This window comes from Aeribacillus sp. FSL K6-2833 (genome assembly GCF_037965815.1).
GTDB lineage: Bacteria > Bacillota > Bacilli > Bacillales > Aeribacillaceae > Aeribacillus > Aeribacillus composti.
The window spans coordinates 169,267-177,500 of sequence record NZ_CP150189.1; the positions used below are offsets into that span (position 1 = coordinate 169,267).

General features: G+C 38.6%; 8 protein-coding genes. 7 read left to right on the forward strand and 1 reads right to left on the reverse strand.

Annotated elements, in window-relative coordinates; all coding sequences use genetic code 11:
* The first annotated feature begins 7 nt into the window (after positions 1 to 7).
* The 7 genes from truA (at position 8) to NSQ94_RS00975 (ending at position 7,572) form a co-directional block, all read left to right on the forward strand.
* A complete protein-coding gene (gene truA / locus NSQ94_RS00945; RefSeq protein WP_339229906.1) occupies positions 8 to 748 on the forward strand; it encodes a tRNA pseudouridine(38-40) synthase TruA in 741 nt (246 codons plus the stop codon).
* A 145-nt stretch (positions 749 to 893) separates the two neighbouring features.
* Positions 894 to 1,331 (forward strand): 50S ribosomal protein L13, encoded by a 438-nt coding sequence (gene rplM, locus NSQ94_RS00950; protein WP_063387190.1) that lies wholly within the window; start codon positions 894 to 896, stop codon positions 1,329 to 1,331.
* 21 nt (positions 1,332 to 1,352) lie between these two features.
* The gene (rpsI, locus tag NSQ94_RS00955) at positions 1,353 to 1,745 is read left to right on the forward strand and encodes a 30S ribosomal protein S9 (protein WP_063387191.1); all 393 of its coding nucleotides are present in this window, start codon (positions 1,353 to 1,355) and stop codon (positions 1,743 to 1,745) included.
* 114 nt (positions 1,746 to 1,859) lie between these two features.
* Complete coding sequence (locus NSQ94_RS00960) at positions 1,860 to 2,297, forward strand: DUF2521 family protein (RefSeq protein WP_063387192.1); 438 nt, start codon at positions 1,860 to 1,862, stop codon at positions 2,295 to 2,297.
* 619 nt (positions 2,298 to 2,916) lie between these two features.
* Complete coding sequence (locus NSQ94_RS00965; RefSeq protein ID WP_339229908.1) at positions 2,917 to 5,253, forward strand: Ig-like domain-containing protein; 2,337 nt, start codon at positions 2,917 to 2,919, stop codon at positions 5,251 to 5,253.
* A 462-nt stretch (positions 5,254 to 5,715) separates the two neighbouring features.
* A complete protein-coding gene (cwlD, locus tag NSQ94_RS00970; RefSeq protein ID WP_063387195.1) occupies positions 5,716 to 6,429 on the forward strand; it encodes an N-acetylmuramoyl-L-alanine amidase CwlD in 714 nt (237 codons plus the stop codon).
* A gap of 99 nt (positions 6,430 to 6,528) precedes the next feature.
* The gene (locus NSQ94_RS00975; RefSeq protein WP_339229910.1) at positions 6,529 to 7,572 is read left to right on the forward strand and encodes an Mrp/NBP35 family ATP-binding protein; all 1,044 of its coding nucleotides are present in this window, start codon (positions 6,529 to 6,531) and stop codon (positions 7,570 to 7,572) included.
* Between the two features lie 17 nt (positions 7,573 to 7,589).
* On the opposite strand, the gene gerD is transcribed toward NSQ94_RS00975, so the two are convergent.
* Positions 7,590 to 8,216: a spore germination lipoprotein GerD gene (gene gerD / locus NSQ94_RS00980; RefSeq protein ID WP_339229912.1), complete on the reverse strand. Its 627-nt coding sequence runs from the start codon at positions 8,214 to 8,216 to the stop codon at positions 7,590 to 7,592.
* Positions 8,217 to 8,234: the final 18 nt, after the last annotated feature.

Sequence of the window (8,234 nt, forward strand, 5' to 3'; positions counted from 1 at the left end):
TTTAAAAATGAGGATTAAATGCACAGTTTCGTATGATGGATCAGGATTTAGCGGTTATCAGCGCCAGCCCGGCCTCCGGACAGTACAAGGAGAGATTGAGGAAGCATTAATGAAAATCCACAAAGGGGAGCGGATAAAAATTACTGCTTCCGGCAGAACAGACGTCGGCGTGCATGCTGTTGGCCAAGTATTTCATTTTGATACAAGCCTCAAAATTCCGATGGAAAAATGGCCGATTGCTTTGAATACGCTGCTTCCTCAAGATATTTCCATTCAAAATGCAGAGCTTGTCGATCAAGATTTTCATGCTAGATTTTCTGCAAAGAAGAAAGAATACCGCTACCGTTTGTATCGCAGTTTTCATCGAGATGTGTTCCGGCGTCATTATGCATACCATTTTCCAAATCCGTTAAATATTGAAACGATTCGAACTGCCTCCCGTTTCATTATTGGAACACATGATTTTACAAGCTTTTGCTCTTCTAAAACAGAAACGGAAAATAAAGTGAGAACTATTTATGAAGCAGATATATGGGAAGAAGGAGATGAAATTACGTTCCGTTTTGTCGGAAACGGCTTCCTTTACAATATGGTTCGCATTTTAGTCGGAACATTGATTGAAGTAGGAGAAGGGAAGCGCAAGCCGGAAGAAATAAAACAAATTATCGCAGCCAAAGATAGATCAAGAGCCGGGAAAACAGTTTCTGGATGCGGTCTATATCTTTGGAAAGTTTATTATGACAACTAATCCAGGTGTAACATTTTCTTGACATTCATATCTTAAAAAGATAAGATAACATATGGTATGTATTTCAAGCCCCACGATTAGCCCCGGAAAATAATCGTGTTTTTGAAATAGACTTTTCGACATGAACGATTAAGGAGGGAAAACAATGCGTACAACGTTTATGGCAAAGCCGCATGAAGTTGAGCGCAAATGGTATGTTGTTGATGCAGCTGGCAAAACTTTAGGACGTCTAGCAAGCGAAGTTGCATCTATCTTACGCGGAAAACACAAACCAACGTTTACACCGCATGTAGATACAGGTGACCACGTAATTATTATTAATGCTGAAAAAATCGAATTAACTGGAAAAAAATTAACAGACAAAATTTATTATCGCCACAGCCAGCATCCTGGTGGTTTAAAATCAAGAACTGCATTAGAAATGCGAAACAACTATCCTGAAAAAATGCTGGAACTTGCTATTCGCGGAATGCTTCCAAAAGGTTCCCTTGGACGCCAAATGTTTAAAAAATTGCATGTTTACAGAGGAAGCGAACATCCTCATCAAGCACAGAAACCAGAAGTTTATGAACTTCGCGGATAATTTAATAAGGAGGTTATCATTTTGGCACAGGTTCAATACTACGGTACCGGTCGTCGCAAAAGCTCTGTTGCCCGTGTTCGGTTAGTTCCTGGTGAAGGCCGTATCGTAATTAATAAACGGAACATTGAAGATTACATTCCAACAAAAGCTTTGATTGAAGATATTAAACAACCGCTTGTTTTAACAGAGACAGTTGGCAATTATGATGTACTAGTAAATGTTAGAGGCGGCGGTTTCACTGGTCAAGCAGGCGCTATTCGCCACGGAATTGCTCGTGCACTTTTACAAGCTGATCCAGAATATCGCGGAACGTTAAAGCGTGCAGGCTTATTAACTCGAGATGCTCGCGTAAAAGAGCGTAAGAAATACGGTCTTAAAGGAGCACGCCGTGCACCGCAATTTTCAAAACGTTAATGATTCGAACCTTAAACCACAACAAATCGTTGTGGTTTTTTATTTGCAATTGGAAAGGAGTGGTTGAATGGAACAGCGTGAACTGAAAAAAATAAAAACAAGGAGGAGATTTTGATGAATGTAATTACAGACTTTAATGAAAGACGGCAGGAAAAAAAGCTTCTCACTGAGCGAAAAATGTTAAAAGATCTCCCAATTCGCAAATTGAAAAATATGATTGATGAATGGTTTAATCCTTTTTTTCAAAAACGCTTCCATAAAACTGCAATGGAAGAAGAGTGTGTCCACTCGGCCATTGAATCTTTTTTGTTGGGAGCGGCCTACAGCCGGTTCGGATATTACGGGGAATCGATGGAGCAGGCCAATACACGTTGTATACAGGAAGAACAAGAGCTTATTAACAATTTATTTGACAATATTCTTTATTTGGCAAGGGAATCAAATGATGATTTTGTTATGGAATCCATCTATTTGACATGCCAGCACTTTATTCATTATTGGTGGGAAGAAGGGTTTTTAGCTGGAAAAAAGAGATACAAACTAAAGCTTTAAAAGCAGTTCATGCATGGCTCATTTCAACTTCGTTGGAACGGGCTTTTTTTATGCCTAAAAACGGCTTGTGAAAAAATGATTTGACGGGGGCCATTGCTGAATTCGCCTTTTGATTGGCTTTTTTATTTCAAAAAGGAAAAGTTCAGGATTTATTGGCAGTGCTGCTTATTTTTTGCAAGGAAGAATGAAGAAAAATGGTTTTTATTTCCTGTGTGAAATATTACTCGTAAGGACAATTTGGGCGACATCCATGCACTGTGGCTATGTTATAAAAACTTTTAAAAAACAAAAAATTGCGGTTTTCAAAATGTTCATCTCGATATGAATGTCTTTTCAACGATTCCAGATTTTCGCAGAGAGAAAAAGTTTTTATCATTTGCCGAGCAAACCTCCAATTGTGTAGCGCAGGTGAGGAAATCAGCTTTTATTTTTTATTTGTCTTTTTTTTGCTGAGCTTTGACACGTTTCTTTTCTCTTTACCACAAAGATTTTATTAGCACTTTTCATTTAGGCGAATAGGCTTAAAACTTTTGTGACTGTTCAAAAAATTTTAGTGCCTTATACAAAATCATCCATTATAATATTTCTATCAATTTTTTATAAATAAAGAGGTGGAGAAATGGGTTGGTTGAAAAAGTCGTTATGCCTTGTTCTTATTTTTTTATTATTGGTGCCAGCTAGCGGTTTTGCACAGGAAAGAAGTTCAGACACAGCATCTGGAGGAAATAAATACATATTAATCAGCAACGAGTCCGTCGACGTATATAAACCTCAATCCACTGGAAAGTTCAAAATCAATAATGATCAATATACGATAAACAAAAAAATAGGATTGGATGCTTATAAACTGGATGTAAATAGACCTTTTGATATAGAAAAACATGAAGACAAGAAACTTCAACAAAAATCTCTCTCCAAAAAGTTTCTCAATAAAGTTGGCGATACTAAGACATTTTGGGTGCATGATTTTACGACCAATGAAGATAAACAAATTAGCGCCAAGCTGCTGTATTCAGGTACAAAAGCGAACGTATGGGTTTATGATAATCAAATTACAGAAGCTGATGCGCAAAAATTAGGGCAAGAATTTGATCAAAAAATTTATCCGCTCATCACACAAAATTTTGCCAGCGAATCCGATGTGGACGGAAACGGGAAAATTCACATTCTTTGTTATGATATACAAGATGGTTTTGCAGGATTCGGGGGGTATATTGCTGGTTACTTTTATGGAGGAGATTTGCATGATATTCCATACTCCAACAAATCAGAGATTTTTTATATTGATACGTATCCTTTAATGGGAACAGGGACGGAAAAGGATGTAAGTGCTGCATACGAAACATTGGTACATGAATTTCAACATATGGTGAATTTTAACCAAAATGTATTTATAGAAAACGGCTCCCAAATGGATACATGGCTAGATGAAGCATTGTCAATGGCAGCTGAACATATATATACGGGAAAACCTTTAACGAATTACATTTATTACTACAATATTTCTACCTCCATTACAAATGGTCATTCATTATTGTATTGGAATTATTATGGCGATACTTTGTCTAACTATTCCTTGTCCTATCTTTTTGGACAATATGTCAGAATTCAAGCGAATCAAGGAAACAAGATTTTCAAAGAGATTTTAACAGATACTCATAATGATTATAAAGCAGTAGAAAATGTAGCGAAAAAATATATCAACTCTTCCCTTACATTTGGAGAATTGATGACGAACTTCCGCAGTGCCCTTTTACTGAAGAAAGATACGGGAAAATATGGCTTTAAAGGAGAAGAAGGCTTTAATTTATTAATTCCAAAAATATTTTCGGGAGAATATGCCAGCTTGCGGGGCGGCGGAGCCATAGTAAAACGGGCTGTTGGTAATGAAACTGTTCCTGCATCTAAAGGAAATGACATCACTTATACTTTTTTAGATGAAAAAAATCCTTACACTCCTCCAAAACCGATAGTAAACCCGGTAAGTGATAGGGATACATTTATAAATGGCCTGTCTAATCCAAGAACGACTGTTTATGTCCAGCTTGGTTCAAAGATATTGAAGACTGCAGCGGCTGATCGTAATGGATCCTTCCGCATTTCCATCAGTAAACAAAAAGCTGGAACTGTCTTAAGCGTATATGCCAAGAGTCAGGAAGGAAATAAAAGCGAGTCGGTTCAAATAACGGTGCTCGATAAAACGCCTCCTAGCATTCCAAGCGTAAACCTGGTCAGCGATAAAGATAAAACGGTCAGAGGGACAGCGGAGGCAGGATCAAAAATAACAATAAAGGCCGGCAGCAAAGTATTGAGCACCGGCACGACAGATAAAAATGGGAAATTCACGATTTCGTTAAAAACAGCTCAAAAAGCTGGAACAGTTCTTTACGTAACAGCGACGGATAAAGCGGGGAATGTGAGCCCGGCGCGAAAAGTGACGGTAATTGATAAAACACCGCCGCGTACTCCGAGTGTAAATTCGGTCAGCAATAAAGATAAAACGGTCAGAGGGACAGCGGAGGCAGGATCAAAAATAACAATAAAGGCCGGCAGCAAAGTATTGAGCACCGGCACGACAGATAAAAATGGGAAATTCGCAATTTCGTTAAAAACGGCTCAAAAAGCCGGAACAATTCTTTACGTAACAGCGACGGATAAAGCGGGGAATGTGAGTCCGGCGCGAAAAGTGACGGTACTCGATAAAATACCGCCGGGTGCTCCTAAAGTGAACAAAGTAACAAGAAAATCTTCCTCGGTGACAGGAAAAGCAGAGGCGTATTCAACGGTGTATGTCAAAGCAGGAAAGAAAGTAATCGGTTCGGGCAAAGCGAATAAAAACGGAAATTTCTCCGTTTCAATCAAAAAACAAAAAGCCGGAACAGTTCTCCTAGTGTATGCAAAAGATAAGGCTGGAAATGTAGGAAAAAGCACGAAAGTTACCGTCAAATACAAATAATAAAATTGACCGTGCCAGCCTGATCGGTCTCGTTATAACTGAAACGCAACATTCATCTTAGCTCCCATATTTGCGGGAGCTTTTTTTATGACTCTTAAAATGTTTCTTTTTGAAAAAAAGCGCTGTATAAAAACTGAATCAGAAATACAATTTTATTTTCAAGTGAAGCATTCCATTATCCCCAATTGCCCCCAATTTAAACTTCATATCTAGGACCGAAAAGTGTAAGGCGATTTATCATTAAAGCACAAACAGCTGTATGGCAGAAAGTTGACGGCTTCTACAGCTATATTATCTGTTGGGGAGAATGACGAGTTTGAGCAGATTAGTTAAATTTTGAATGCGCCAATTTTCTGGTGGGAATTGGCTGGAAAAAAGAGATATAAATTAAAATTGCAGTAATCATAAATCCTCACGCTTTTCCATATATTGAATTGAAGGGACGAGCAGGAGGGATGCGGAGTGAAAAAAAAGCTGAAATGGGCGCTGTTTATTGCTGGGTTTCTGATTCTCGTATTTATCATTCAATATCAATTCTCCCTTTTCAATTCATGGAAATCATGGAATCTTCCGTTATCAGGAAAAATCATTTACTTAGACCCCGGTCACGGAGGTCCCGATGGAGGAGCAGTAGGAAAAAAACTACTGGAAAAAGATATAACTTTAAAAATTGCCAATATTGCTCGAGATTATTTACAAGAGCAGGGAGCGTTAGTGTTATTGACAAGAGAAAAAGATGAAGATTTGGCTTCGGACGATACACACGGATATAGCCGGAGAAAATCAGAAGATATTCGAAAGCGCGTTCGCCTAATTGATGAATCAGACGCCGATTTGTTTTTGAGCATCCATTTAAATGCTATTCCATCTCCAAAATGGAGGGGAGCGCAAACATTTTATGACGGAAAATATCAGGAGAATGAAGCTATTGCGAAATTTATCCAAGATGAATTAAGGAAAAATTTAAGAAATACAGATCGAAAAGCAAAGCCAATAAGCGGTGTCTATTTACTAAAGCATGCAAAAAAACCGGGTGCGCTTGTGGAGGTGGGGTTTTTATCCAATCCTTCTGAGGAAGAGCTTCTTGCTTCTGAAGAATATCAGAAAAAAGTGGCAGCCGCCATTTACAACGGGGTTTTGCGTTATTTTTCCAATGAACAGCAAATACCGGAATAAATGGATTCTTCTCAGGCATCTATTTTCAATGGACTGTTGGAAATGTGTTATACTATATACTATTAAAAGTCTTATGGAAAAAAGGTGGTTGTGGATACGATGCGGGAAGAAGATGTAAGGTCCATTGTCGAACAGTTGGAAGATCCATTTTTACATAAATCTTTAAAAGAATTGAATGCGATTGAAGAAATAAAAATCAAGCCCGAAAAAAAACATATTAGTTTAAAAATAGCAATTGCCAAAACGGGAACAAGCGAGCAGTTAACACTCCAGCAGCAAATTGTTGCAAAGCTTAAACAAGCGGGTGCCGAGACTGTTGGGCTGCGTTTTTCGGAGCTTCCAAAGGAAATTGTCCAAAAGTATTATTCTGATAGTACAAGCCCTTCCATTTTATCGAATGAAAAAACAACCTTTATTGCAATAGCAAGCGGAAAAGGCGGGGTCGGCAAATCAACCGTATCTGTCAACTTGGCTGTGTCCCTTGCTCGTCTAGGAAAAAAAGTTGGTCTTATTGATGCAGATATTTACGGCTTTAGCGTTCCTGATATGATGGGGATCATGAACCGGCCGATCGTTCGCGGGGATAAAATTATTCCAGTTGAGCGGTTTGGTGTGCAAGTCATATCAATGGCTTTTTTTGTTGAAGATAATGCGCCTGTTGTTTGGAGAGGTCCGATGCTCGGAAAAATGCTGAATAACTTTTTCCAAGAAGTTGAATGGGGATCGTTGGACTACTTACTCCTTGATTTGCCTCCTGGTACAGGTGATGTTGCATTAGATGTGCATACATTGCTTCCAACTAGTAAAGAAATCATTGTAACTACGCCTCATCCAACAGCTGCATTTGTTGCTGCAAGGGCTGGTGCAATGGCCATTAAAACGGAGCACGAAATTTTAGGAGTTATTGAAAATATGTCCTATTTTGAAAGTAAATTAACAGGCCAAAAAGAGTATGTATTTGGGAAAGGCGGAGGTCAGAAGCTTGCAGAGGATTTGCAGGTCCCTCTATTAGGGCAAATTCCGCTTGAGCAGCCGGACTGGGATGAAGAGGACTTTGCTCCGTCTGTTTATAATGAAAACCATCCAATAGGGGAAATTTATTTAGATATAGCAAGAAAAGTGATTGAGATAACAGAAAAGTAAAGGAAGGGAGAGGAGGTCTATTGGCCTCCGCCCCCGCCTTCGTTTCCGGAGCTGCCCCCGCCTTCGTTTCCGGAGCTGCCCCCGCCTTGTTGTTTACTTTGAGCTTGCTGAGCAGCCTTCAATAGCGCTTCCTCAATTTTCGGTTGAAAAAGCGGACTTGATAGAACATCTGTAATTTGCTGCTGTAAATATTGGCGGTATTCTTTGCTTTTTAAAACCTTCAATAGTTCTTCTTCCATTTGAGGATTTTTCAGCACATCCATAAGCATTCCTTGATATTCCGGATCTTTCATTAAACGTTTGATCACTTTTTCATGTTCTGTTTGCAATGTTTTCGCAAATCCTTCCGCAAATTTTGTATCTTCAAATGTATTTTTCCAAAATTCCTTCCCTTTTTCTGATGTTAACGTTTTTTCAATCGTATTATTGACGGTTTTTTGATCTAAAATGAAGTTTCGTTGAACTTCTTCATCTTTCATAATTTCTTGAACGGCTTTTTTTCCTTCGTCAGATTTTAATATGTCTACAACCATTTTTTTTGTTTCATCATAATTCATTGGTTCACTTTGCTGCCGATCCGCACATCCTGCAACGATCATCCATATAAGCATCATGATGAGGAGCGAACAATTTCTACCTCTCATATTTCATTTAGCTCCTTT

Bases quoted from the DNA above. Each gene is read 5' to 3' on its own strand.
- truA (WP_339229906.1), top strand. From the start codon at position 8: ATGAGGATTAAATGCACAGTTTCGTATGATGGATCAGGATTTAGCGGT.
- NSQ94_RS00960 (WP_063387192.1), top strand. From the start codon at position 1,860: ATGAATGTAATTACAGACTTTAATGAAAGACGGCAGGAAAAAAAGCTT.
- NSQ94_RS00965 (WP_339229908.1), top strand. From the start codon at position 2,917: ATGGGTTGGTTGAAAAAGTCGTTATGCCTTGTTCTTATTTTTTTATTA.
- NSQ94_RS00975 (WP_339229910.1), top strand. From the start codon at position 6,529: ATGCGGGAAGAAGATGTAAGGTCCATTGTCGAACAGTTGGAAGATCCA.
- rplM (WP_063387190.1), top strand. From the start codon at position 894: ATGCGTACAACGTTTATGGCAAAGCCGCATGAAGTTGAGCGCAAATGG.
- gerD (WP_339229912.1), bottom strand. From the start codon at position 8,216: ATGAGAGGTAGAAATTGTTCGCTCCTCATCATGATGCTTATATGGATG.